The organism is Serratia sp. OS31 (assembly GCF_014164835.1).
In the GTDB taxonomy this organism is placed as follows: domain Bacteria; phylum Pseudomonadota; class Gammaproteobacteria; order Enterobacterales; family Enterobacteriaceae; genus Serratia; species Serratia liquefaciens_A.
Genome location: NZ_JACJFQ010000002.1, coordinates 16,231 through 40,753, shown reverse-complemented (window position 1 = coordinate 40,753; position 24,523 = coordinate 16,231). Strand labels below are relative to the sequence as shown.

The 24,523-nt window shown below is 46.8% G+C and carries 20 protein-coding genes; 18 read left to right on the top strand and 2 right to left on the bottom strand.

Features of this window, described 5'->3' with window-relative positions; genetic code table 11:
- Window positions 1-40 precede the first annotated feature (40 nt).
- Window positions 41-670: a phosphatase PAP2 family protein gene (locus H5P17_RS02475; RefSeq protein ID WP_182821047.1), complete on the bottom strand. Its 630-nt coding sequence runs from the start codon at window positions 668-670 to the stop codon at window positions 41-43.
- A 244-nt stretch (window positions 671-914) separates the two neighbouring features.
- Between H5P17_RS02475 and udk the strand changes: the two genes are divergently transcribed.
- The 4 genes from udk (at window position 915) to dcuC (ending at window position 5,694) form a co-directional block, all read left to right on the top strand.
- Window positions 915-1,556, top strand: a complete 642-nt coding sequence (gene udk / locus H5P17_RS02470; RefSeq protein ID WP_020826003.1) for a uridine kinase — start codon at window positions 915-917, stop codon at window positions 1,554-1,556.
- Window positions 1,557-1,681: 125 nt separating this feature from the next.
- Window positions 1,682-2,263 (top strand): dCTP deaminase, encoded by a 582-nt coding sequence (gene dcd / locus H5P17_RS02465; protein ID WP_012006010.1) that lies wholly within the window; start codon window positions 1,682-1,684, stop codon window positions 2,261-2,263.
- Between the two features lie 44 nt (window positions 2,264-2,307).
- Window positions 2,308-4,143 (top strand): outer membrane assembly protein AsmA, encoded by a 1,836-nt coding sequence (asmA, locus tag H5P17_RS02460; RefSeq protein WP_182821046.1) that lies wholly within the window; start codon window positions 2,308-2,310, stop codon window positions 4,141-4,143.
- 192 nt (window positions 4,144-4,335) lie between these two features.
- The gene (dcuC, locus tag H5P17_RS02455; protein ID WP_044549343.1) at window positions 4,336-5,694 is read left to right on the top strand and encodes an anaerobic C4-dicarboxylate transporter DcuC; all 1,359 of its coding nucleotides are present in this window, start codon (window positions 4,336-4,338) and stop codon (window positions 5,692-5,694) included.
- A gap of 28 nt (window positions 5,695-5,722) precedes the next feature.
- Here dcuC and H5P17_RS02450 read toward each other — a convergent pair whose 3' ends face one another.
- Window positions 5,723-7,309: a TerC family protein gene (locus H5P17_RS02450; protein WP_044549344.1), complete on the bottom strand. Its 1,587-nt coding sequence runs from the start codon at window positions 7,307-7,309 to the stop codon at window positions 5,723-5,725.
- Between the two features lie 683 nt (window positions 7,310-7,992).
- On the opposite strand from H5P17_RS02450, the gene galU reads away from it, so the two are divergent.
- From galU to H5P17_RS02380, 14 genes are all read left to right on the top strand, one after another.
- On the top strand, window positions 7,993-8,892 hold the full coding sequence (galU, locus tag H5P17_RS02445) for a UTP--glucose-1-phosphate uridylyltransferase GalU (RefSeq protein WP_182821044.1): 900 nt from the start codon (window positions 7,993-7,995) through the stop codon (window positions 8,890-8,892).
- A 44-nt stretch (window positions 8,893-8,936) separates the two neighbouring features.
- The gene (locus H5P17_RS02440) at window positions 8,937-9,824 is read left to right on the top strand and encodes a sugar phosphate nucleotidyltransferase (protein ID WP_182821042.1); all 888 of its coding nucleotides are present in this window, start codon (window positions 8,937-8,939) and stop codon (window positions 9,822-9,824) included.
- Between the two features lie 450 nt (window positions 9,825-10,274).
- Window positions 10,275-11,411, top strand: coding sequence for a polysaccharide export protein (locus H5P17_RS02435; RefSeq protein WP_182821040.1), 1,137 nt, complete (start codon window positions 10,275-10,277; stop codon window positions 11,409-11,411).
- Between the two features lie 14 nt (window positions 11,412-11,425).
- On the top strand, window positions 11,426-11,860 hold the full coding sequence (locus H5P17_RS02430; protein WP_182821038.1) for a protein tyrosine phosphatase: 435 nt from the start codon (window positions 11,426-11,428) through the stop codon (window positions 11,858-11,860).
- A gap of 12 nt (window positions 11,861-11,872) precedes the next feature.
- Complete coding sequence (gene wzc / locus H5P17_RS02425; RefSeq protein WP_182821036.1) at window positions 11,873-14,020, top strand: tyrosine-protein kinase Wzc; 2,148 nt, start codon at window positions 11,873-11,875, stop codon at window positions 14,018-14,020.
- A gap of 91 nt (window positions 14,021-14,111) precedes the next feature.
- Window positions 14,112-14,801: a cytidylyltransferase domain-containing protein gene (locus H5P17_RS02420; RefSeq protein ID WP_182821034.1), complete on the top strand. Its 690-nt coding sequence runs from the start codon at window positions 14,112-14,114 to the stop codon at window positions 14,799-14,801.
- Between the two features lie 3 nt (window positions 14,802-14,804).
- Entirely contained in the window at window positions 14,805-17,045 is a 2,241-nt protein-coding gene (locus H5P17_RS02415; protein ID WP_182821033.1) for an N-acetylneuraminate synthase family protein, read from the top strand.
- Window positions 17,046-18,284 (top strand): lipopolysaccharide biosynthesis protein, encoded by a 1,239-nt coding sequence (locus H5P17_RS02410; RefSeq protein WP_182821030.1) that lies wholly within the window; start codon window positions 17,046-17,048, stop codon window positions 18,282-18,284. It abuts the gene before it with no gap.
- Window positions 18,281-18,787 (top strand): DapH/DapD/GlmU-related protein, encoded by a 507-nt coding sequence (locus H5P17_RS02405; RefSeq protein WP_182821028.1) that lies wholly within the window; start codon window positions 18,281-18,283, stop codon window positions 18,785-18,787. Before H5P17_RS02410 ends, H5P17_RS02405 begins: the two co-directional genes overlap by 4 nt.
- Before the next feature lie 48 nt (window positions 18,788-18,835).
- Entirely contained in the window at window positions 18,836-19,852 is a 1,017-nt protein-coding gene (locus H5P17_RS02400) for a hypothetical protein (RefSeq protein ID WP_182821026.1), read from the top strand.
- A 30-nt stretch (window positions 19,853-19,882) separates the two neighbouring features.
- Window positions 19,883-21,019: a glycosyltransferase family 4 protein gene (locus H5P17_RS02395; protein WP_182821024.1), complete on the top strand. Its 1,137-nt coding sequence runs from the start codon at window positions 19,883-19,885 to the stop codon at window positions 21,017-21,019.
- Between the two features lie 2 nt (window positions 21,020-21,021).
- Window positions 21,022-22,356: a hypothetical protein gene (locus tag H5P17_RS02390; RefSeq protein WP_182821022.1), complete on the top strand. Its 1,335-nt coding sequence runs from the start codon at window positions 21,022-21,024 to the stop codon at window positions 22,354-22,356.
- 32 nt (window positions 22,357-22,388) lie between these two features.
- Entirely contained in the window at window positions 22,389-23,447 is a 1,059-nt protein-coding gene (locus H5P17_RS02385; RefSeq protein WP_182821020.1) for a glycosyltransferase family 1 protein, read from the top strand.
- Window positions 23,444-24,508, top strand: coding sequence for a glycosyltransferase (locus tag H5P17_RS02380; protein WP_182821018.1), 1,065 nt, complete (start codon window positions 23,444-23,446; stop codon window positions 24,506-24,508). Before H5P17_RS02385 ends, H5P17_RS02380 begins: the two co-directional genes overlap by 4 nt.
- The last annotated feature ends 15 nt before the right edge of the window (window positions 24,509-24,523 follow it).

Below are 24,523 nucleotides of genomic sequence, written 5' to 3'. Positions count from 1 at the left end.
AGGTAGAAAGATAAAACCCCGGATATTTCCGGGGTTTTTCTTATGGTGCTGTGACGTGTTTGTGCAGATCGGCGCGGGTATAAGGGTGTTCGATGTGCGCGAGGGTTATAGCAATATGTTCCAGCAGCCCTTGCGTGGGCGCCGGTTGTCGATTGCCCATCAGCGCCAGTGGTAAGGCCAGAGCGGCGATAATTCTCGGCCAAGAAAGCTGTGGCCGCACCTTACCACGTTGCAGCAGCAGAAATAACGTACTGGCCAGATAGCCAAGCACTAGCCCACTAACCACTTCCGAAGGTGAATGCACCTGAATGGCCAACCGCGATAGCCCTATGGTGAGTGGCAAGACCAAGCCTAAAACCAGCGCCATGCTGCGAACGGCATGGGAAAAACGTCCGGTCAGAGCCCAGAAAAATACCGGCCAGATGCTGGCGGCCAGGGCTGAATGACCGCTAAAACCGGTAAAGTCATAACTTTCGATGCCAATCCCCCAGCCCATAAAGGCCAGCTTGGACGCGCAGACCACAGCGCCGGCGCAGCCGAAAATCAACGCCCATTGCCAGCCGGCGGTTCTGGTGGCGTGCGGGGCAACCAATACGGCAAATAAAATCAGCGAGCAGGGCAACAGCAACATGCTGTCGCCAAAAAATGTCAAAAAATGCCAGTCCAGCACGTCAATCTCCGGTGAAATTTACCATTCTATTAGCAGGATGGTGAGCGAATCTGGGAGTTTACCGCGTAGCGTGGAATTGCCCTAGACGCAATAATCTTAAAACCTTGTAAGACGTCGTTCAGGCGAAATAACCGCAGATAGCGGCCAACGGCGCCAATATAGTCTGGCGCAATGCCCGCTAACTCCCTATAATTGTCGCGTTTTAGTCCCCCCCTTCACACTACGAAATCAGGTCTTTAATTTTATGACTGACAAGCCGCATCAGTGCGTCATTATTGGTATCGCCGGCGCATCTGCCTCCGGAAAAAGCCTTATCGCCAGTACGTTGTATCGTGAACTTCGCGATCAGGTTGGCGATGAACATATCGGCGTTATTCCTGAAGACAGTTACTACAAAGACCAGACACACCTGACCATGGAAGAACGGGTCAAAACCAACTATGACCACCCGAGCGCCATGGATCACAATCTGCTGTTCCAGCATCTGCAAATGCTGAAATCGGGCAGGGCGATAGAGTTACCTTTGTATAGCTACACCGAACATACGCGCAAAAAAGAGACTGTTCACCTGGAACCGAAAAAGGTGATTATTTTGGAAGGGATCCTGTTGTTAACGGACATCCGTTTGCGTCAGGAAATGAACTTCTCGATCTTTGTCGATACCCCATTGGATATTTGCCTGATGCGCCGCATGAAGCGCGACGTGAATGAGCGTGGCCGTTCCATGGATTCGGTGATGGCGCAATACCAGAAAACCGTTCGTCCAATGTTTCTGCAGTTTATCGAACCTTCCAAACAATATGCCGACATTATTGTCCCTCGTGGCGGCAAAAACCGCATTGCGATCGATATTCTGAAAGCCAAAATCAGCCAATTCTTTGAATAATGCCGTTCAATGGCCGGAAACCCCGTGTTTTCGGCCAGCGGGCAACTATTTACGCTGCGGCGTAGACCTTTCGCCCGTTGTGTGGCAATTTTTGTTTTAGTGACACGCCTGATGGAGATAAACAAATGAGACTGTGCGACCGTGATATAGAAGCCTGGCTGGATTGCGAAAAACTGGTGATTTCGCCGCGCCCGCCGATTGAGCGTATTAACGGGGCCACGGTGGATGTCCGTTTAGGCAATCAGTTCCGCGTGTTTCGTGGCCACACCGCCGCGTTTATCGATCTCAGTGGGCCAAAAGACGAAGTCAGTGCCGCATTGGATCGCGTGATGAGTGATGAAATCGTTCTGCCGGAAGGCGAGGCCTTCTTCCTGCACCCGGGTGAGCTGGCGCTGGCGGTGACGCTGGAGTCGGTGACGCTGCCAAACGATCTGGTGGGGTGGCTGGACGGGCGTTCTTCTTTGGCTCGTCTGGGTTTAATGGTTCACGTGACCGCACACCGTATCGACCCAGGCTGGCAGGGCCGAATTGTTCTGGAGTTCTATAATTCAGGCAAGCTGCCATTGGCATTACGCCCGGGTATGCTGATTGGCGCGCTGAGTTTTGAACCGCTGTCTGGGCCGGCGGCACGTCCTTACAACAGCCGGCAGGATGCAAAATACCGCGATCAGCAGGGTGCGGTAGCCAGTCGAATCGACAAGGACTAACCGCGCTGGAAGCACTGTCGGTGGGGCGTTGACAAGAGGATGGCATGAGAAGATTACTGACGACTTTGGTGATTTTGCTGGTGGTGCTGGTGGCGGGAATGTCTGCGCTGGTGCTGTTGGTTAATCCGAATGATTTTCGCGCCTATATGGTCACGAAGGTCGAACAAAAGAGCGGTTATCATCTGACATTGGACGGTGAGCTGCGCTGGCACATCTGGCCCCAGCTCAGCATCCTGGCCGGACGCATGACGCTGACAGCCCCCGGGGCCACTGCGCCGGTGGTGAGCGCTGACAATATGCGGCTGGATGTCAAACTGCTGCCGTTGTTATCGCATCAGCTGTTTGTCAAACAGGTGATGCTCAAGAACGCCGTCATCCGCCTGACGCCCGACAGTGAAGAGCAGACTCAACCTGACGCACCTATCGCCCCCGCGGGCCATTCCGAAGAGTCGGCAGAGGCACCGTGGAAATTTGATATCGATAATCTTCGCGTGGTAGACAGTCTGCTGATCTGGCAGCGCGCCAACAACGAGCAGATTAACGTTCGCGATATCAACCTGACCCTGCAGCAAAATGCCAAACGCCAGGCGCAAATGGAACTTTCGAGCCGGGTGAACCGCAATCAGCGCGATCTGAGTTTCAGTTTGGCGGCAGATATCGATCTGCAGCAATTTCCCCGACGCATTGCCGCCAATGTGAACCAGTTCAGTTATCAACTGGAAGGTGCAGACATTCTGGCCGGTGGCATTAAGGGCGATGGCAGCGCCCAGGTGGTATATCAGCAAACGCCACAGCAAGTCGCACTCAGCCAGCTTAGCGTTAGCGCTAATGACAGCAGGTTCACCGGTGACGCCGACATTAAGTTCGGTGAAATCCCGGCCTATACGCTTAACCTGGCGTCTACTGTACTGAATTTGGATACCTTTACCGGTTGGCAATCCAGCAGTTCACAAGCTCAGCGATCGCAGGTTGTGACTTCGGCACCGGTCATTGCCAGCCAAATGGACGATCCTCAGCACAATCTTGAGGTGCTGCGAGATTTTAATGCTCAACTCAATTTGAATGTGGATCAGCTGACCTATCGCGGCATGAATATTGCTCATTTGGTGCTGCAAGCAGATAACCGGCAGGGGTTGTTGACATCACATTCGCTCTCCGGGCAGTTGGCGGGGGGGGATTTTGCGTTGCCAGGGACGTTGGACGCGCGGGGAAACCGCCCGGCCATCACCGTACAGCCGGTTGTGAAACAGGTTGAACTTGGCACCGTTCTGAAAGCGTTCGATATGCCACAGGTGTTGACCGGCAAATTCAGCATGCAGGGGAATTTGACCGGCGATCGCTTTACCTCGCAGTCATTTGAACGACGCTGGCAGGGGACTGCTCAGATGACGATGCAAGACGCGCAGTTGCACGGCCTGAATATTCAGCAGTTGATTCAGCAAGCGGTGGCGCGTAATGACAGCAGCGTACGCGGACAAGACGAATACCAACGTTATACCGAAGTGAAACAGCTGTCGGCGAAGGCCAGTCTCAACCGGGGCACGGTAAAAATTACCGAGCTGGGCGCAGATTCCCCATTATTGAACCTGAGTGGTGGCGGTAGCGTGGATATGCCGGGCAAACAGTGCGATATGGCGCTTAATGTACGGGTAACCGGCGGTTGGCAGGGACGCGGCGAGCTGATCCAACAGCTGCAGAAAACGCCGATCCCGCTGCGGGTTTATGGCCCGTGGAACCAGCTTAACTACCAATTGCAGGTCGATCAGATATTGCGTAAAACGCTGCAGGACCGGGCGAAGGACGCGCTGAACAAATGGGCAGAAAAGAACCAGGATTCACGCGAAGGGCAGGACCTGAAAAAGCTGCTCGATAAACTCTGATCCTAACTGTGCGGGTCGGTTCTCGGCCCGCATTTTTGATAAACCCCATAAAGTGTTTCTCCTCCAATAATTTCCTCCCGTAACATTGACGAACATCATGATGCATTTGGCTGAGTTTGTGCAGAGTGTGCGCAGTAAAGCGATTTATACGCTTTGGCATGGTCAATAACGATAATGATAAGTTGAGGGAATATGATAGAGCTTCTGATTGGGGCGGTCGTCGCGGCGGGCGTTGGCCGCTACATCATCAAGGGCTACTCCGCTACCGGGGTGTTGATGGTGGGGGGCTTATTGCTGTTGGCAATCAGCGCCCTGATGGGCAAAAGCCTGTTGCCTGCCAGTGCCGCCTCTACCGGATGGCGTGCGACCGACATCATCGAGTACGTCAAAATCTTGCTGATGAGCCGCGGTGGCGATCTTGGCATGATGATCATGATGCTGTGTGGCTTTGCCGCTTATATGACGCACATTGGTGCTAATGATGTGGTCGTAAAGTTGGCCTCACGTCCATTGCAGATGATCAACTCTCCTTATCTTTTAATGGTGGCAGCCTACTTTGTCGCTTGCCTGATGTCACTGGCGGTGTCTTCCGCGACCGGTCTGGGCGTGTTGCTGATGGCGACGCTATTCCCGTTGATGGTGAACGTCGGCATCAGTCGTGGTGCAGCGGCGGCTATTTGTGCTTCGCCTGCGGCGATTATCCTGGCGCCAACCTCGGGAGACGTGGTGTTGGCCGCCAAGGCGGCGGAAATGCCGCTGGTCGATTTTGCTTTTAAAACCACCTTACCGATCTCTATTGCAGCCATTGTCTGCATGGCCATCGCGCATTTCTTCTGGCAGCGCTATCTGGACAAAAAGAACAACGAACAACATCACATTATGGACGTGAGCGAAATCACTACTCACGCACCGGGGTTCTACGCCGTGCTGCCTTTCACCCCGATCCTCGGGGTGTTGGTATTTGACGGTAAATGGGGGCCGGAACTGCATATCATCACCGTGTTGGTGGGATGCATGTTGCTGGCGGCGGTCATCGAATTCCTGCGCAGCTTCAGCGCCAAACAGGTGTTCACCGGATTGGAGGTTGCCTATCGCGGTATGGCTGATGCGTTTGCCAGCGTCGTGATGCTGTTGGTGGCCGCCGGGGTTTTCGCTCAGGGGCTTAGCACCGTCGGGTTTATCAGCGGACTTATCAGTCTGGCGCAGTCATTCGGTACCGGTGGCATTATCATGATGCTGGTACTGGTGGTGATTACCATGCTGGCGGCCATGACGACCGGTTCGGGGAACGCACCTTTCTATGCTTTCGTTGAGCTTATTCCCAAGCTGGCGGCGCAGATGGGGGTTAATCCGGCGTATCTGGTGATCCCAATGCTGCAGGCTTCAAATCTGGGGCGTACCCTGTCGCCGGTTTCTGGCGTGGTGGTGGCGGTGTCCGGCATGGCAAAAATATCGCCTTTCGAAGTGGTAAAACGCACTTCGGTGCCGGTCATTGTCGGTTTGATCGTGGTGATTGTGGCGACGGAGTTGCTGGTACCCCAGCATTTATAAAAGGGGCCGGGTCATACCCGGCCAGGCTTTACACCTCGTAGTCCGGCTCGGGCACCGACAGCGGGGTGATTTTTACTTTCAAGATACGGTGGCTGCTGACTTCCAGCGGTTCAAACAGGTAGTCACCGATCTGCAACTGCTCACCTTCCTGAGGAATACGCTGGCTGTGCTCCATTAACAAGCCGGCCAGCGTGTGATACTCACGCTTGTCTTCCAACGGCAACGGCAGATACAACACCAAATCTTCCAGCGGCATATAGCCGTTGGCGGTCCAACTGCCATCCTCATTTTGCTGGATGTCATGCCGGGCATCCACTTCCTCACCGGCTTCCGGCAGGTTACCGGCGATGGTTTCCATCACATCGGTTAGCGTGACGATCCCTTCTACCGAGCCGAATTCATCGACCACAAAGGCGAAATGCGTCTGCGCCTGACGGAATTGCTCCAGCGCACTCAACAGGGTTAACTGCTCGGGGAAAATCAGCGGCTGCAGCACCAGCGCGCGTAAATCTAGCGGGGCCTGGGTCAGCTGTTGTTTCAACACGTCAATGGTGTGAATGACGCCGAGCGGTTCATCGCTGGCACTGTTTTCTACCACCACGATGCGCGTATGCTGATTTTTTTCCAGCAGTTGGGTCAGCTTTTCCTGTGGATCATTCAGCTCAAGGTATTCCACATCATGGCGGGAAGTCATGATGCTGCTTACCGTACGCTGGGCCATACCCAACACGCGTTCGATCATATGGCGTTCTTGCTGATTGAAAATCTCGCCGCTCTCACTGTCGCTGTCGGCCAGCAGGTTGGCTGAGTGGCTGTCGACTTCCGCTTCTTCATGTTTGCCGCTCAGCATGCGCAGCACGGCTTCTGCCGTTCGTTCGCGCAAGGGGCGGACTTTGGAAAGAAAGCGGCGGCGATTGAACTGCGACAGCTGATTCAACGCTTCGATCATCACTGAGAAACCAATGGCAGCGTACAAATAGCCTTTTGGAATATGGTAGCCAAAGCCCTCAGCGACCAGGCTAAAGCCGATCATCAGCAGGAAGCTCAGGCACAGGATGACGATTGTCGGGTGGGCGTTGACGAAGCGCGTTAAGGGTTTGCTGGCCAGCAACATCAAGCCGATAGCGATACAAACCGCAATCATCATGACGGCCAGATGGTCGACCATACCGACAGCGGTGATCACCGAGTCAAGCGAGAAAACGGCATCCAACACCACGATTTGCGCCACCACCGGCCAGAAGCGGGCACCCTTGCGCGAGCCATGTTGCTCTTCATCTTTACCCTCCAACCGTTCGTTAAGCTCCATCGTGGCTTTGAATAGCAGGAAGATCCCCCCAATCAGCATGATAAGGTCGCGACCGCTAAACGGATGTCCGGCGGCAAAAAACAGCGGTTGGGTCAGCGTGGCCAACCATGAGATGGAGGCCAACAGGGCCAAACGCATCAGCAATGCCAGCAGCAGGCCAACGACACGGGCCTTATCTCTCTGATGTTTCGGTAGTTTTTCCGCCAGAATGGCGATAAAGATAAGGTTGTCTATACCCAGAACGATTTCCAGCACGACCAGAGTGGCCAGGCCGGCCCAAATTGTTGGATCCGCGATCCATTCCATACGCCCAATTTCACCTGTAAGTTCGACGGCTTATCCCGCATGCGAATGATGGGTGTTGAGCCGGGAAAATTCAACTTTAAAACCATGGCCTGGAAGGCTAAGCATGCAACATGAAGGAAATCACGAAAATAATGCATAAAAAATCATCGCGTTAAAGGGCGTTCGGAATGAACTGTGGCGAGGAATAAGTGGTTTTTCGGAAAAGAGAGTAGGCAGTTGTCACATGGCATCAGACGCTTGATGATAAAACCAGCGTGAATATAAATTTTAAAAATCAAACTATTATAGGTTTGGTTGGCTGCTACACTTTGTTCAGTTTGCTCCAGTGGGTAGTCTTATTCTGAAAAGGGCATCCAACGGGTATCTTAGGCTTGTATCAATAAGGTAATAGTATAAGAATCTTAGCCACATAAACATTTACAAGTATCATCGTTTGGTTATAAGGGCGTATTTATTTTGTTTTTTCTGTGATCTACCTATCGCTTAACAAACGAGTACGGCTCCTAATTTACATCAAAGTGAGATTGGAACCCCCAATCCCCCCACAGAGAACGATGACAGTGCACTGGTAGCTGAAAGCCAGGGGCGGTAGCGTGTCTAAATCATACGGCCCGGGTTTCGTAAGTATCTGGGAACAGGCTTAAGTCGGCTACATTGTAGTTATTTGATTTTGGATGAAAAACATGCAAAAAAGATTAAAGGCTGTGATCCCTGTAGCTGGCCTGGGAACCCGAATGTTGCCGGCGACAAAAGCCATTCCTAAAGAAATGCTGCCGGTGGTCGATAAACCACTGATTCAGTACATTGTGAATGAGTGTGTGGCGGCCGGGATCAAAGATATTGTACTGGTCACCCACTCTTCTAAAAATGCCATCGAAAACCACTTCGATACCTCGTTTGAGCTTGAGGCCGTTTTGGAATCGCGCGTTAAGCGCCAGTTACTGGAAGAAGTGCAGACCATCTGCCCAGCAGATGTGACGGTGATGCAAGTGCGTCAGGGGCAGGCTAAAGGCTTGGGGCACGCGGTGTTGTGCGCCAAACCTATGGTAGGTGATGAACCTTTTGTCGTTTTGCTGCCTGACGTATTGCTGGATGACTCCACGGCAGATCTGCGTAAAGAGAATCTGGCCAAGATGATAGAACGTTTCGCGCAGACCGGCTTCAGCCAAATCATGGTGGAACCGGTACCGGAACAGGATGTTTCTAAATACGGCGTCGTCGATTGCGGCGGTGCAGGATTGTCGGCAGGGGAAAGTACCCCGATGACAGCCGTGGTAGAAAAACCAGCGCTGGAAGATGCACCTTCTAACTTGGCGGTAGTCGGCCGCTATGTTCTGTCTGCCGATATCTGGCCGCTGCTGGAAAAAACCTTACCGGGCGCCGGTGATGAAATTCAGCTGACCGATGCCATTGCGGCTCTGATGGGGCAGGAAACCGTAGAAGCTTTCCATATGAGCGGAAAATCACATGACTGCGGTGACAAGCTGGGCTATATGAAAGCATTCGTACAATATGGTCTGCGTCACACCTCGGAAGGTGAAGGCTTTACCCAATGGTTGAAGCAGACGTTGAACAGCAAGTAAGAGTTACGGCTAAAATACGATCACAAGATCGATAGAGGATTATCATGACTAAGTTGAAAGCTGTCATTCCTGTTGCAGGTCTGGGTATGCGTATGCTGCCTGCAACCAAGGCTATTCCGAAGGAAATGTTGCCGATCGTTGATAAGCCGTTGATTCAATACATTGTCAATGAGTGCGTCGCTGCCGGAATTAAAGAGATCATCTTGGTGACGCACTCATCAAAAAATGCGATAGAAAACCATTTCGATACCTCGTTCGAATTGGAAGCGATGCTCGAAGCACGTGTAAAGCGCCAGTTGCTGGACGAAGTGCAGTCGATTACGCCAAAAGGCGTGACGCTAATGCATATTCGTCAGGGACAACCGAAGGGGCTCGGGCACGCGGTACTTTGTGCTAAACCTTTGGTTGGGGATTCGCCTTTTGTTGTGTTGTTACCCGATGTCTTGCTTGATGATGCAAAAGCCGATCTGAAGAAAGATAACTTGCCGCACATGATTGCTCGCTTTGAACAAACGGGCTTGAGCCAGGTGCTGGTTCAGGCTGCTGATGAGCATGTGCTGCATGATTACTCCGTTGTGGAATGCGAGACTAACAGTTTGCAACCTGGCGAGAGCTCGCGAATGACTTCGATTATCGAGAAGCCTGGCCGTGAGGTTCAACTGAAGTCCAATTACTCCGCAGTAGGACGATACGTTTTGTCTGCGGATATTTGGCCACTGTTGGAGAAAACAGAGCCAGGCGCTTGGGGAAGAATTCAGCTTACAGATGCCATTGCTGAACTGTTAAAACACAAACCGGTCGAGGCGATGGAGCTGGTGGGTGAGTCGTTTAACTGCGGCGAAAAAATGGGCTACCTGAGAGCGTTTGTTACTTACGGCTTACGCCATCCTACCCAAGGTCAAGCGTTTCGCGAATGGGCGGAAAAACTGTAACTTTAAAAAAACTAAACTATTCTAACGCTCAGCAGTGAAATCACTATCAAACATCACATTTACTGTGTCCATTGAATCCTAAGTAATTTCGCTGTTTCATTTTTTATATTAGTATACATTCTATTACAGACTGCTTTATCGCTTGCTCTTCGGGATTTTTCTTTGTGAATCAGGGTGTAAAGTGCATTCAACTCTATGTTTTGTAAAGATAATGATCGTTAATGGCAGTAGTCAGTGCAAGCAAAGTTGAATACTTTATATCGTTAATAATAATATCTTTGTATTCATCAACAACAGCTAAACGTTGTGGGTTAATTGCGATAGGTTTTACCTTCGTCTCAAGACTACACCGTGAACCAAGGCATTTTGGTAAGGTTACAGAGTCGAAGCCATGGTCGGCTAGCATTGTAGCTTTGCGGATACATTTACTTTGAAAGTGATGATAATTTGATGGCAAAACAACAATTGAAAATGATATCACTCTTGATATCTATCAGCGTAATCAGTGGTTGTACTGTATTTCCTGGTACTCATCTTTCTACAAGTGGAAAAGATGTTGTAAAACAAGAAGATGCGGATTTTGATATTGACAAGTTAGTCAATATTTACCCAATGACGCCTAAGTTGCTGGACAAGTTACGACCTGCCAAGATTGTGGCGCAAACTAATGGTCAGTTGGATGCCTCTTTACGGACCTATGAATACCGGATCGGTGTGGGTGATGTACTTAATGTTACAGTTTGGGATCACCCGGAACTAACCACACCTGCAGGACAATACCGTAGTGCCAGCGATACTGGCAACTGGGTACACTCGGACGGCACCATTTTCTACCCTTACATTGGTAAGGTGAACGTGGTAGGCAAAACGGTGACTCAAATCCGCGATCAGATTGCCTCTCGTTTGGCTCAATATATCGAGAGTCCGCAGGTTGATGTCAATATTGCCGCTTTCCGTTCTCAAAAAGCGTATGTAACCGGTGAAGTGTCCAAATCAGGCCAACAGCCCATTACTAACGTACCTTTGACTGTGATGGACGCGATAAATGCCGCGGGTGGTCTGACGGAAAATGCAGATTGGCGTAATATTGTACTGACTCATAACGGCAAAGAGTCAAGTCTCTCATTGCAACAGCTGATGCAGAATGGCGACTTGACTCAGAACCGTCTGCTTTATCCGGGTGACATTCTTTATGTTCCGCGAAATGACGATTTGAAAGTATTTGTTATGGGTGAGGTCAGAACGCCAGCGACGCTTAAGATGGATCGTAGCGGCATGACTCTGACAGAAGCTCTGGGCAACACCCAAGGGATCAGCCAGGCTGCGGCCGATGCGACAGGTGTATTCGTTATTCGCCCTCTACACGGCACTCAAGGTGAAAAGCTGGCAAACATTTATCAGCTCAACATGGCGGATGCGACTGCCTTGGTTATGGGGGCGGAATTCCACCTGCAACCTTATGACATTGTCTATGTGACAGCGGCGCCAGTAGCTCGTTGGAACCGTCTGATCGTTCAATTAGCACCAACTATTGACAGCTTTAACAATCTCACGGAAGGCGCATTGCGTGTTCGTAATTGGCCGTAGAAGGGGAGTAGGTAATGTTTGAGTCTATTCTGGTTGTCTGTGTTGGTAATATCTGCCGTTCCCCAACGGCGGAACGTTTGCTGAAACAGCATTTACCAGATAAAGAGATCGCCTCTGCCGGTATTAGTGCTTTAGTCGGTAAACCCGCCGACAAAAGTGCTATTGCCATTGCGGAAAAACACAATTTGTCGTTAGACCAGCATGAAGCGAGGCAACTGACAAAAGAAATGTGCCGGGAGTATTCGTTGATCCTGGTGATGGAAAAGGGGCATATCGATGCGGTTTGTCGACTTGTGCCAGAAGTCAGAGGGAAGACGATGCTTTTTGCTCACTGGCTGGGACAAAAAGAAGTGCCCGATCCTTACAAAAAAAGCGCAGAAGCGTTTGAATTTGTTTACCGCCTTCTTGATGATGCTGCCCAAAAATGGGCACAGGCATTAAATCGTTAACCAGAGATTCCAATGACTGATAATACGAAACCAGGCTTATCAACGGCCAATAATCATGACGAGATCGATCTAAGTCGTTTGCTAGGTACTTTACTTGACCATCGCTGGCTTATCATCGGTATTACAGCGTTATTTTCTGTTGCCGCTATCATTTATTCGCTGTTTGCCACCCCGATCTACCAGGCCGATGCAATGGTTCAGGTTGAGCAAAACGTTGGGAACTCACTGGTCAATGATTTATCCCAGATGTTACCGAACAGTCAGCCGGGTTCTTCTACGGAAATCGAACTAATCAAATCGCGCATGGTAACGGGTAAAACTGTTGACGATTTGAATCTTGACACTGTGATTCAGCAGAAATATTTCCCGCTTTTTGGTCGTGGTTGGGCGCGTTTAACTGGCGTTGAGCCAGGGCGCATAGCGTTGTCGCGTTTGAGCGTACCGCCGAACTCAGATGACATTGAGCTTGAACTGAAAGTCATCGATGGTAAAAACTATGTGCTGAACAAAAATGGCACTGAAATTATCAAAGGGAAGGTCGGTGAGTCAGCCAGTGCTCACGGAATAACGTTATTGGTCAGTGAAATTTCTGCTGAGCCAGGCACCGTATTTGAAGTAGCCAAATTGCAGCGTTTGGTTGCCACCAACAATTTGTTGGACGCTTTGACCGTTGAGGATAAAGGTAAGGATACCGGTGTCCTGGCACTGAGTTTGATCGGCGACGATCCGATACTGGTGCGTAAAATTTTGGACAGCATAAGTAAAAATTACCTACTGCAAAACGTTGAACGCAAATCAGAGGAAGCGGCCAAAAGTCTGGACTTCCTGAAAGAGCAGTTACCAGAGGTCCGGAGCTCTCTAGATAGCGCTGAAGAAAAACTCAACCGTTTCCGCCAGGCCAATGATTCGGTCGATTTGTCTCTGGAAGCTAAATCGGTATTGGATACCATTGTTGGTGTTGAAGCTCAGTTGAATGAACTGACTTTCAAAGAAGCGGAAATCTCCAAGCTCTATACTAAAGAGCACCCTGCTTATCGTGCACTGATGGAAAAACGCGTTACTTTGCAAAAGGAAAAGGACAAACTGAATAAACGCGTCAGCGGCATGCCGAAAACCCAGCAGGAAATTTTGCGTCTAACCCGTGATGTTCAGGCTGGACAAGAAATTTACATGCAGTTGCTGAACAAACAGCAGGAACTGGGCATTACCAAGGCAAGTACCGTAGGTAATGTACGTATTGTTGACCCGGCAGTAACGCAGCCGCGGCCGGTGAAACCGCAAAAAACAATTATCGTCCTGATTGTCACTCTGTTGGGTGGGTTGTTCTCCACCGGGTTCGTCCTGTTAAAAACCATGCTTCATCGCGGCATCGAAAGCCCCGAGCAGTTGGAACAGCAGGGCATTAACGTTTATGCCAGCATCCCTCTGTCCGAATGGCAACAGAAAAGTGACCGCGAAACAATGTTATCCGGTAAGCGCAGCAGCACCAAAAGTTATACGCTGCTTGCCGTGGGTAACCCGGCGGATCTGGCTATCGAAGCAGTTAGAAGCCTGCGTACAAGTTTGCACTTCGCCTCACTGGAAGCAAAAAATAACGTTCTGATGATCTCGGGTGCTAGCCCAAGCATAGGTAAGACGTTTGTCAGTATTAACCTGGCGGCAGTTATTGCTCAGGCGGGACAACGTATTCTGGTCGTGGATGCCGATATGCGTAAAGGTTACGCACATTCATTGTTGAACTGTGAATTGGGTACCGGTTTGTCCGATGTACTTTCCGGGCAGGCAACGGCGCAGCAGGCGATCAAGAAAACTTCGATTGAGAACCTGAGTTTTATATCGCGCGGTAAAATCCCACCCAATCCTTCAGAGCTGCTGATGCACAACCGTTTGTCAGAGTTCCTAGAGTGGGCGGGCAAAGAATATGACATCGTATTAGTCGATACTCCGCCAATCTTGGCGGTGACGGATGCTGCAATCGTGGCACGTAATGTAGGGACCACTCTTTTGGTTGCTCGTTATGCGGTTAACTCGTTGAAAGAGATCGAGGTAAGTATCCGTCGCTTTGAGCAAAATGGCATGGAAATTAAAGGTATTATCCTTAATGCCGTTGAGCATAAATCCGGTAGTGCCTACGGCTACTACGCGTACGAATATAAATAATCCCCTTCCTAGTGTTAAATAGAGGCTCCTTATTCTGAGGAGCCTTTTGTCCTATTCAATAAATTATAGATTCCAATTTCGGAGATATCACATGAGTAATCTTGCAATTATTCCAGCAAGGGGTGGGTCGAAAGGGATCCCTAAGAAAAACATTAAAGAAATAGCAGGGAAACCCTTAATTGCTTGGAGTATTGAACAGGCGATTAATTCATCAAATATTGATCGTGTCATTGTAACAACGGATTGCGAAGATATTGCTTCAATTGCAAGAGAGTATGGTGCTGAAGTTCCCTTTATGCGTCCAGCTCACTTGGCGGTAGATACTGCAGCCACCGAGCCTGCGTTGTTACATACGCTAGAGTGGCTGGCAGAGCATGAGAATTATAAGCCTGAATTTACCGTATTATTGCAGGCAACATCACCAGTCCGTAAAGATGATGCGATTGATGTCGCAATCAAAAAGATTATTGATAAAAAAGCCGACTCTCTACTGAGTGTCTGTGAATTCTGGCATTTTCTTTGGGAAAATGAAGATAATCCGAAAGCTTATTATGACTATTTAAACCGTCCACGGCGTCAAGATATTAAGCCGGAAAATATTAAGTTGAAAGAAAATGGTTCAATTTACGTAACTAAAAGCGAGATTCTTTTGAGCACCGGTAACCGTCTTGGCGGAAAAGTTGTTGCGCACAAGATGTCAGAAGAAGAAAGCTTTGAAATTGATACCATGCTCGATTGGGCGGTTGTTGAAGTGATTTTGCAGAATTGGAATGGGAGATAATTAATGTTAATTCAGAAAAAAATATCCGATTTTTTGGTGTTTGAAACAGAAACAATCATCAAAGCATTGGAAAAAATCAACTCAAATAAAAAACGCATTATCTTTGTTGTTACTGAAGACGGTAAGTTATGTGGTTCCTTCTCGGATGGCGACTTCCGCCGCTGGATCACCAGTGGTGATTTCGACCTGAGTCGTGAAATGTCTGAAGTCATGAACCAGAACGTTCGCTACAAAAAAGTTGATGCGCCGCGTACTGAAATTGAAGCCTTTTTCACCAACGGCGTTGACGTTCTACCTTTGGTGGATGACTATCGCCGCCTGGTAGCTGTAGCGCTGCAAAGTGAGAAGGGGCTGACCATTGGTAAGCACACTATCACAGATACATCACCGAGCTATATCATTGCAGAAATTGGCAACAACCATAACGGCGACATCAAGCTGGCTAAGCACTTGGTCGATCTGGCCGTTGATGCTGGCGCTGATTGCGTCAAATTCCAGATGCGTGATCTTAGTTCATTGTATAAAGGTGGCAACGAGAAAGATCAATCTGCTGATCTTGGTGCGCAATATACAATTGATTTATTGAGAAAATTCCAGCTGTCCAATGAAGAGCTCATCGAGGTGTTCGATTACTGCAAAACTAAGGGGCTAACTCCATTGTGTACGCCATGGGATCTGAGAAGCCTTGAGATTTTGGAAGAGTATGGCATGGAAGGTTATAAAGTCGCTTCTGCAGACTTCACTAACCATGAAATGCTAGGCGCATTGGCGGCTACAGGCAAACCGTTGATTTGTTCAACCGGCATGTGCAGTGAAGCGGAAATCAAAAGTTCGGTTGAATTCCTGAAGTCTAAAGGTGCCGAATTTGTCATTCTGCATTGCAACTCAACCTATCCGACGCCGTTTAAAGATGTGAACCTGGCTTATATTAAACGTCTGCAGCAAGTGACCGGTTGCTTGGTTGGCTATTCTGGCCACGAGCGCGGGATCTCCGTACCCATCGCAGTAGCCGCGCTTGGCGCTCGAGTAATCGAGAAGCATTTCACTATTGATAAATCAATGGAAGGTAATGACCATAAGGTTTCATTGCTGCCACCAGAATTTAAAGAGATGGTCGTGCGTATTCGTGAAGTTGAAGAATCCATGGGTCAGGCTGGCGAACGTGCCATCACTCAGGGGGAAATGATCAACCGCGAAACCTTGGCGAAGAGTTTGATCATAAACCGTGACCTGAAAAAGGGCGAGATCATCACTCGCGATATGATTGAAGTGAAAAGCCCAGGTCAGGGGTTGCAGCCTCTTTATATGGAGCAATTGGTGGGTAAGAAAGCCATCCGAGATCTTGAGGCCGGTGGTTACTTTTATGAATCAGACCTGAATGATGAGGCGATTGAAGCTAAAGATTATGATTTTGATCGCCCATTCGGTATTCCTGTTCGTTATCACGACTACAGCAAATTGAAAAACAAATCCAATCTGGATTTTGTTGAGTTCCACCTGAGCTATCAGGATATGGAATTGGATTTAACCGAGTTCTTCTCAGGAGCAGAAGACATTGGTTTTGCCGTACATAGCCCTGAACTGTTCGCCAACGATCATATACTGGATCTGGCATCTGAGGACCCGGCATATCTTGCACATTCCATCAAGCAATTGCAGCGTGTCTGCGATGTTACCAGAGCACTGAAGCAATATTTCCCTAAAACTGAATGCCCGGTTATCGTAGTTAACGCTGGTGGATTCAATACCACAGGTTTCTTGCCTAAAGAAGCACGCCAGGCAATGTATGAGCGCATTGGCTCTGCATTGAGTCAAATAAACCAGGAAGGCGTGGAAATCATTATCCAAACCATGCCGCCATTCCCATGGCACTTTGGTGGACAGAGCTACCATAACCTGTTTGTTGATCCAAATGAGATTAAGGCATTCTGCGAAAAGTATAACTACCGTATCTGCTATGACACATCTCACTCGATGATGGCATGTAATTACTACCAATGGGACCTCCATGAGTTTACTCAGAAAGTGGGTGCTTACACGGCGCATATGCACGTCGTTGATGCGTTGGGCGTTGACGGTGAGGGTGTACAGATTGGTAAAGGCGATGTGAACTTTGATGAGCTTGCCGATGACCTGCTGCGCTATGCTCCCGGCGCGATGTTTATTCCAGAAGTTTGGCAGGGCCATAAAAATCAGGGAGAGGGATTCTGGCACGCACTTAACTTCCTGGAAAAGTATCTGTAAATGAGCAAAGTCATTATGGGCGCTGCGGCCTTGTCGATAGGGGATATTCTTGGCAAGGTCATAGGCTTCATCATACTGCCTTATTTAACAGCACACCTTGGCGCGTCGGGATACGGCGCGCTAACTCTGTATCTGTCCGTTATTCAGATGTTGATCATTTTTATTTCATTTAGCGGTCAGGGTTTGTTGCCGGTCAAATACATGCAGGAGGGGGAAGGGAGTTCCCTGGTGTTCCGCAGAGATAACATCACTCTGGCCATGGCGTCGAGCGTGTTATTAGTGGCGATATTTTATATTGTTACGCTAGTCGCTAATATATCTGTAAGTTTTAGTGATGGTTTTCTGGTGGTTTTGGCATCTTTAGCTCAGGCGCTTAACTTTATCAATTTGTCGCACTTGCGTATTAGCCAGACTTACAAGGTTGCAGCGATTGGGCAGTTTTTGCTGTCCGCATTTAACGTTCTGTTTACGATCGTGCTTTTCGAAATGATTGCGGCGACCCCGGGACAGCGGTTGATAGCGATAGCGGCCTCGTTTTTCAGTATTCAGCTTGCCTATGAGTTTTTTGTTTACAAGAAAATCAAGGGCGAGCGTATTACATGTGAACCCGTACGAAAACGCTATAAAGAAATTGTCAGTTATGGTTTGTCATTGTTGCCACATCATGGTAGTTACTGGATTAAGTCATCAATAGACCGTTTTTTTATTGCTCATTACATGAGCACCGCCGTAGTAGGGGTTTACGGTTTAGCATTTCAGCTTACCTCTATCGTGATGTTGTTCTTTGGTGTAATTAACCAGGCATTTCAGCCTTTTATTTACCGCAAGTTGAAAGAAAATGATTTTAGAGGCGTTGAGCTTATTCAATATGGCTATACAGGTTTAGTGATCGTAGCCTGTGTGATTTATTTCTTTATTATGCCATTTGTTTTTCCTTATCTCTTTAAGGCTGAGTTTTATCGCGCTATATACTATTTTAATATTTTATTGCCTGGGACGGCGTTTCTTTCTATTTATTATATATTTACGCATTCCCTCTTTTATTATCGAAAAAATAAAATCATTTCAATTATTACCATGGGCTCAATGATTACACATTTAGTCGGTATATTTATCATCACGATGACGACAATAAAGGTCGAATATTTCTGTTTCGTTTATGCTGTTTCAAGTCTTTTTGCATGTGCAGCGACATTTATCTATGGTAAGCGGCAAATTAACATTGAGAGGAAAAGATGATAGCAAGTTTTAAACGATGGTTACGTAGTCTACGTAAGCAACGTTATAAGTCTAAAGTTCTCAATGCCGTGGCGAAATGTGGCCGCGATCCAAAGGTTAACTTTTTGACTCTTGTTAATAATAAAACAACTCTGGGTAATAACTTCAACTCCAACGGATTGACGGTGGTGGGGAAGGGGAGTGTTGTCATTGGCGATAATTTCCACTGTGGCTTCGGTTGTGTAATAATCACCGAAAATCATAACCACAACGGCACTGCAATTCCGTATGACCATACTTATGTCATTAAAGATACTCATATTGGAGATAACGTTTGGTTAGGTATTAATGTAATTATTCTGCCAGGCGTCACTATAGGTGAAGGTGCGATTATCCAGGCTGGTAGCGTTGTGGTTAAGGATATTCAACCTTATGCTATCGCTGGCGGCCATCCGGCTGCGCAATTCTCGCAGCGCAATGTTGATCATTATTTACAGCTCAGAGCCGCAGGTAAGTTCCACTAAGTGGTACTTGGAAATTAGTATTAGTTGCCTTAACCGGATATCAGAAATATGAGTAAGCACATTGCGTATATCGAATCGCCACTGCAGGCTTTTAACCTGATCGAGTATCTGGATGCGAAAAACATCACACTCGACTTACTGATCGTCAATAAACGTTCAGCAAATTCAGCATTGAATCATGGGCAGATTGTATATTTGCTGCAGATGATCAGACACAAAACTTTGAAAACTATTGATGTCGAAGGATACCTAGGTAAAGTGTTTGATATCAGGAGTGAATTAAAGGACGTAAAATCTGAAGTCTGCGTGAAAGATCATGTCACATTGATCGCTGGCGAATACCGCGCGAGAGTGTTTTGGATGTTAGCACATAAATATCCAAAAAGAGATATTGTCTTGCTCGATGATGGGACGGCTACGCTAAGGATTAAGCGTACTAATACCGTTACGGTGAGAGATATTCTGAAGTCGATCTTTCTTAAGTCACTGGGGATGGTCAATAATGATCGAGAGAAATTGACCTTTTTCTCGGTTTACAATATCGAGAGAAATATTGCTCAGCGGGACACGATAGTTAGGCATAACTATCAAAAATTCAAGATCAAGCTGGCAAGTTTGCCACAGGGTGGCAATAAGATATTTATTATTGGCACCCCACTCTATGAGGCTGGAGTAACCTCAGTTGATGATATCGAACTGACGCTAAAAATGATCGAAGATCTGAAGCAGAACCAGGAAGGAGCCGAATTAGTTTATATTCCGCACCGCCGCGAGCGAGAAGAAAAAATCGAGGCGATCAGGCAACATGTGGAAGTACGTCGTCTTGATTTCCCGTTTGAGGTTTATCCCATCGTGGTGGGAGAGAATGTAGCGTCAATAGCCGGTTTTTATTCATCATTGTATGACAACCTAATAAAAATTTATGATGAAAAGATAAAAATAACTGCGTATGTACTTGATGAAAAAGTTCTTTCTCCAGAGTGGGTGGGCTTTGTTGATGCGATCTATAAAAATTATGAAAGTTATGAGAGTGCTGATATTACTCTGATTAAAAATAAATTTTAATTTTATAAATTATTCTGTGGTGGCCAATAAATGAAGATTGCTTTAATAAATACACTTTATGCTCCCTATAAGATTGGTGGCGCAGAGGTCTCGGTACAAATGCTCGCTGAAAGTCTGCAGACGGTCGGGCACCAAGTGCGTGTATTTTGTCTTCATGATGGTGATAAAATAAAATATGATTCAATTAATGGCGTAAGCATTGTTTATTTCCCGCTAAAGAATCTGTATTGGCCGTTCCAAAATCAGGTAGCCGGCAAACTGCAAAAAGCAGGCTGGCACCTGCTGGACTCTTATAATCCGTTCATGGCGCGTATGGTTAGAGATGAGTTGGCGGCTTTTGGCCCTAAAGTGGTGCATACCAATAATTTGAGTGGTTTTTCTGTTGCTGTATGGCGCGTGGCAAAAAAACTGGGTGCTCGTGTTGTACACACTACCCGCGATTATTATTTGTTTCATCCCAACGGAACTCTGTTTAAGCATGGCCAAAATATGGATGTAAACAGTCTGCCGGTGACTGTTACTTCCTACTTCAAGAAAAAGGCCAGTCAGCATGTCGATGCTTTTGTGGGCATCAGCAAGTACATTTCAACCCTACATCAGGAAAATGGCTTTGCGCGTCACGCGTTACATACTTATATCTATAATCCAGTAGCGGCTATAGCTTTTGTTCCGTCTATAAGTGATAAAGTAAGAATAGGTTTCGTCGGCCGTTTGACTGAGGACAAAGGCTTCGATGAATTCTGTTTGTTGGCGAAACAGGGACTGCAGAATCCTCAGGTAGAATTTTATGCTGCTGGTCGCTTTAATAATGATGCAAGTGGTCAGCGGATGAACGCACTGGCAACAGAGGTTGGGGTTAAGCTGCTCGGATTTATCAAGATTGATGAGTTTATGGCGCAGGTAGATGCAGTGGTTTTGCCAACGCGCTGGAACGAACCTTTTGGTCGTGCGGTTGCGGAATCGGCGATCTCTGGAAAGGTTGTGTATACTACTTTCAGCGGTGGAGTGACCGAAATCGCTGCTTTCTATGATAATATCTTAGAATTGAAAGACTTTTCTGTCTCAGGCGCAGTTAAGGCCGTTAGAGAAAATAATAATAAGCTGCGGTGCTCTTTTTTTGAGAGTGGAAAAATAGCGAGCAGTTACGAAAGTGTGTACAGAGGATAATAATGAGAGTATCGACGAAATCGCTGGTTGTTTTCCTATTATTAACGTATATGACACTGCTATCGTTGAATGGGATTGTGACTGTCATCGCGTACATGTCGACCAGGGCACTTTTGCTGTATAAAGATTTTTTTGCCATGGCCGTCCCCGTTTTTGTGCTTATCCTTCTTTTCGCTCGAAATCCACGGGTTTCTGCTCAGTGCCGGAGTATATTGATTTTATTTTTATCGATGGTTATATTTTCATTAGTATTCATTCTTTTGAGTATGCTATCAGGAAGATTTGACCTTTTCCGCACTATCGTACAATTCCGGTTGGAATTATTAACTTTTGGCTCATTTTTCTTTGCCGCTGTCCTGCTCCTTTTTGAATTTGATGAACGAGTTGAAATTGTCACTAAAGTCATCAAGTACTATATTATTTTTTCCGTACTCAATGCGCTTTTCGCCGTCGCAGAGTCAAGTTTAGCGGGTGTATTATACGCGGTTATTGGTTTCGACCCTGGCCCTCAGCTGACACAGTTTGGTAAAGAGTACGGTCTACTGCTACGAACTATTCAGGGGCAACTCAGAGCTTTTGGCTTGCTTACCGGCCCATTCAGCTTAAGTGAGTACCTGTTCTTTTCATTGGTATTGGCGCCTTTTGTAAGTGTGAAGCATCGTAAGAAATACATCGTTCTTATTATGGTCGGGATTGCGTTTTCAACCTCTAAAACAGCCATAATCATGGCGCTGCTTTATATTATGTATTTGGTGTCTCGGCGTTTCTTCTCCGAGCGTTTTAGCTTGAATACTGTAACCATGGTGACAATGGTCTTATCATTGTTCTTTTATGTTACCACGACGAATTACAGCATTTATGAAATGATCTTTCCTAAAGAAAATGCCTATGCAGAGAACAGTATTCTGCTTAGAACGGTAAATATCGAGGCAGTACGTGCAGATAGCGGTTATTCACCCTTCACGGGGGCAGGATATGCTGTTAATGGGAATGCCGTAATTGGTGATGACAATACGAACTCTATACCTTTAGACAGTATGTATATCTACATGCTTTCTAATTATGGTAACGTTGGGATTATCTTCTTGGTTATTGTTGCTTCGGCTATTCTTGGTATTCTTTATCAGCGCACTCGGCGAGGGCTCAATCCCAGTATATATCTGTATTGGATGATATCGTTGTCAATGAACTTTGTTTATAACAACCCATTGACCAACTATCCCGGATATATATTCCCGATAATAATATCAATATTATTGTTGTCAGTTAGAAGACCAGAGAATAGTTTGGTCAAGAGAACGGGGAAATCTCTTAGCCGTGCTCATCTGGCACATTGACACGTTGTTATTTGAATGGCACGAGGTAGATAATGATTTATGTCAATGCGAGATTTTTAACACAAGATTTAACGGGCGTTCAACGTTTTGCTCAAGAGATAAGCCTGGCGTTAAGTAACATTCGAAATGATGTGGTGTTTATTTCCCCGAAAAATATTATTCACACTGATATCGCTTCAAAGTTGAATGTGCAAATTATAGGTGAACGAAGCGGGCATTTATGGGAACAATTAGAGTTACCTGCTTTTTTACGTAAGCAAGGAAACCCTTTATTGATTAACCTATGCAATACCGCTCCGGTATTTTATAGTAATAAATTTGTAACTCATCATGATGTTATTTATAAACGCTACCCACAAAGCTATTCTGCAAAGTTTCGTTTTGTTTATAATAATATTTTTCCTTTGATGTTGCGTTCTAGCAAGGCATTGTTGACCGTAAGTGAATTTTCAAAGAAAGAACTTTATGCAGCATTTAATTATCCTTTAAACAATATTCATGTAATTAATAACGCCGTTGCCGGTAAGTTTAGGGCTGAACCTCAGGTGACTAGTGACGAGAAACCTTATTTATTGGCGGTTTCATCCCCGAACTATCATAAAAATTTTCACGGACTAATTACCGCCTTTTCGCAAATGGAAGGTAATAAGGATGTAGTGTTGAAAATCATTGGGTCTGCAAATAAAAATTTTGCAGGGGTGCATTTTTCTCCAGAGGCAATGCAGGCGGAGAACATACAATTTGTTGGCCGTGTGAGTGATGAGAGCCTGATTAAACTTTACTCGAATGCCAGAGCTTTTGTTTTTCCTTCATTATACGAAGGGTTTGGAATTCCTCCATTGGAGGCACAGGCTTGCGGTTGCGCAGTGGTAGCATCCAATAGGGCCTCTCTGCCAGAGGTACTGGCTGACAGCGTGTTGTATTTTGACCCAGAAAATACCCTTGAAATGAGGCAAACCTTGGATCGAATTATGCAAGATGATGTTTTACGTCAAACACTGGTTGAAAAGGGTTTTGAGAACGTTAAACGTTTCGATTGGGGGCGTTCTGCTGAAGACTTAAACAAAATCATTATGAGATCTACCCAATGAAAAAAAAAGTGTTGCATGTTGCTGAAACGGTGAAAGGTGGAGTCGCAACGGTTATCCGGCAACTTGTACAACCAAATGGTGAGTTTGATTTTTATTGCTTGCTGCCGGATAGCCAATACAGCGAGATTGGCACGTTTCCTGAGAGTAAGTTGAAAAAATTCACTCGTTCTGGGCGAAATATTTCATCATTTATTTCACTGGCCGTGAATTATATTCGCATAGTTCGTAAAGAAAAGCCGGATGTTATCCATATCCACAGCACTTTTGCAGGCGTAATATGTCGATTACTTACGCCTTTGATTAGAATGAGCTGTCAACCAAAAATAATTTATTGTCCGCATGCATTTTCTTTTTTGATGGATACTTCTGAGAAGAAAAAAAGAGTTTATACGCGGATAGAAAAGATACTGCAAAAAAAAACCGATGTGATTATTTGTACCAGTGAGTATGAGAAGAGAGTGGCTCTCGGCGTAGGGCTGGACTCAAATAATTTAACCGTGGTTTATAACGGGGTCGAACCGCCATTGCCTACTGGTAATCATGTTACGCCCTATCAATCAGATAAGATTAATATACTTTTCGTTGGGCGTTTTGATTATCAAAAGGGTTTCGATTTAGTTAAAGAAATTGCGGATAGATTAGACGATGGATTTTTAATTACCGTCGTTGGTGGCAATGTACATGCAACAGAGCATCCCCCTCTTCATGCAAGAATAAACTATAAAGGGTGGCTGACTTCTACTGAGATAGCTCCTTACTTTTCCTACGCAGATGTTTTGTTAATGCCAAGTCGTTGGGAATCATTCGGCCTGGTGGCGGTTGAGGCTGAGAGTTACGGGCTGCCAGTGGTAGCCAGCCGTTGCAGCTCTTTACCTGAAGTCGTCTGTGAAGGTGTTACGGGCTACCTGTTTACGACCAATAAAGCCAATGAGGCTGTAGAAATACTGAGCACACGTGGTAAAGATGATTGGGCATCAATGAAAGCTGCCTGTGTGGATTTTTATAGCACCAATTTCACTTCTGACAGAATGGTTTCTAGTACTTATCATCTTTACAGGTAATTCTAAGCCTGGAAT

Excerpts from the sequence above, each read along its gene's own strand:
- H5P17_RS02395 (WP_182821024.1), top strand. The coding sequence starts at position 19,883 with ATGAAGATTGCTTTAATAAATACACTTTATGCTCCCTATAAGATTGGT.
- H5P17_RS02410 (WP_182821030.1), top strand. The coding sequence starts at position 17,046 with ATGAGCAAAGTCATTATGGGCGCTGCGGCCTTGTCGATAGGGGATATT.
- H5P17_RS02450 (WP_044549344.1), bottom strand. The coding sequence starts at position 7,309 with ATGGAATGGATCGCGGATCCAACAATTTGGGCCGGCCTGGCCACTCTG.
- H5P17_RS02415 (WP_182821033.1), top strand. The coding sequence starts at position 14,805 with ATGTTAATTCAGAAAAAAATATCCGATTTTTTGGTGTTTGAAACAGAA.
- H5P17_RS02380 (WP_182821018.1), top strand. The coding sequence starts at position 23,444 with ATGAAAAAAAAAGTGTTGCATGTTGCTGAAACGGTGAAAGGTGGAGTC.
- H5P17_RS02400 (WP_182821026.1), top strand. The coding sequence starts at position 18,836 with ATGAGTAAGCACATTGCGTATATCGAATCGCCACTGCAGGCTTTTAAC.
- wzc (WP_182821036.1), top strand. The coding sequence starts at position 11,873 with ATGACTGATAATACGAAACCAGGCTTATCAACGGCCAATAATCATGAC.
- H5P17_RS02420 (WP_182821034.1), top strand. The coding sequence starts at position 14,112 with ATGAGTAATCTTGCAATTATTCCAGCAAGGGGTGGGTCGAAAGGGATC.
- H5P17_RS02385 (WP_182821020.1), top strand. The coding sequence starts at position 22,389 with ATGATTTATGTCAATGCGAGATTTTTAACACAAGATTTAACGGGCGTT.
- dcd (WP_012006010.1), top strand. The coding sequence starts at position 1,682 with ATGAGACTGTGCGACCGTGATATAGAAGCCTGGCTGGATTGCGAAAAA.
- udk (WP_020826003.1), top strand. The coding sequence starts at position 915 with ATGACTGACAAGCCGCATCAGTGCGTCATTATTGGTATCGCCGGCGCA.
- asmA (WP_182821046.1), top strand. The coding sequence starts at position 2,308 with ATGAGAAGATTACTGACGACTTTGGTGATTTTGCTGGTGGTGCTGGTG.
- dcuC (WP_044549343.1), top strand. The coding sequence starts at position 4,336 with ATGATAGAGCTTCTGATTGGGGCGGTCGTCGCGGCGGGCGTTGGCCGC.
- H5P17_RS02405 (WP_182821028.1), top strand. The coding sequence starts at position 18,281 with ATGATAGCAAGTTTTAAACGATGGTTACGTAGTCTACGTAAGCAACGT.
- H5P17_RS02390 (WP_182821022.1), top strand. The coding sequence starts at position 21,022 with ATGAGAGTATCGACGAAATCGCTGGTTGTTTTCCTATTATTAACGTAT.
- H5P17_RS02435 (WP_182821040.1), top strand. The coding sequence starts at position 10,275 with ATGGCAAAACAACAATTGAAAATGATATCACTCTTGATATCTATCAGC.
- H5P17_RS02430 (WP_182821038.1), top strand. The coding sequence starts at position 11,426 with ATGTTTGAGTCTATTCTGGTTGTCTGTGTTGGTAATATCTGCCGTTCC.
- galU (WP_182821044.1), top strand. The coding sequence starts at position 7,993 with ATGCAAAAAAGATTAAAGGCTGTGATCCCTGTAGCTGGCCTGGGAACC.
- H5P17_RS02440 (WP_182821042.1), top strand. The coding sequence starts at position 8,937 with ATGACTAAGTTGAAAGCTGTCATTCCTGTTGCAGGTCTGGGTATGCGT.